The sequence below is a fragment of the Mycobacterium sp. E735 genome (assembly GCF_001666955.1).
Taxonomy (GTDB): Bacteria; Actinomycetota; Actinomycetes; order Mycobacteriales; family Mycobacteriaceae; genus Mycobacterium.
On sequence record NZ_LZIX01000131.1, the window covers coordinates 1 to 612 of the forward strand.

Annotated in this window: 1 protein-coding gene; it reads right to left on the reverse strand. The window is 67.5% G+C overall.

All coding sequences use genetic code 11. The annotated features are described in order from the left end of the window. The coding region (locus A5704_RS10385; RefSeq protein ID WP_156737656.1) for a non-ribosomal peptide synthetase at positions 1-612 on the reverse strand (612 nt) is incomplete at both ends.

Below are 612 nucleotides of genomic sequence, written 5' to 3' on the forward strand. Positions count from 1 at the left end.
GTCCCCGCCCAGGTCGAAGAAGGAGTCGTCGATGCCGACCCGTTCCACGCCCAGCACCTGGGCATAGATGCCGGCCAGGATCTCCTCGACGGCATCGCCGGGAGCGCGATAGTGCCCGCCGCCCTGGTAATCAGGCGTGGGCAGGGCGCGGGTGTCGAGCTTGCCGTTGGCCGTCAGCGGCAACTCATCAAGCACAACCACCGCCGCCGGCACCATGTAAATCGGCAGCCGATCGGTCAACCGCGCACGCACATCGGCCGGATCGGCGCCACCGGTGATATAGGCGACCAGACGCTTGTCACCGGGCCGATCCTCCCGGGCCACCACCACCGCCCGCTCCACCCCGCCCACAGCCGTCAACGCCGCCCGGACCTCACCCAACTCAATGCGATACCCGCGAACCTTGACCTGCTCATCAACACGCCCCAAATACTGCAACTGCCCATCGCCACCCCACCGCGCCAAATCCCCAGTGCGATACATCCGTTGACCCACCCCACCGAACGGACACGCCACAAACCGCCCCGCCGTCAACCCCGACCGACCCGCATACCCACACGCCACACCCCGACCCGCCACATACAACTCACCGACCACACCCACCGGCACCGG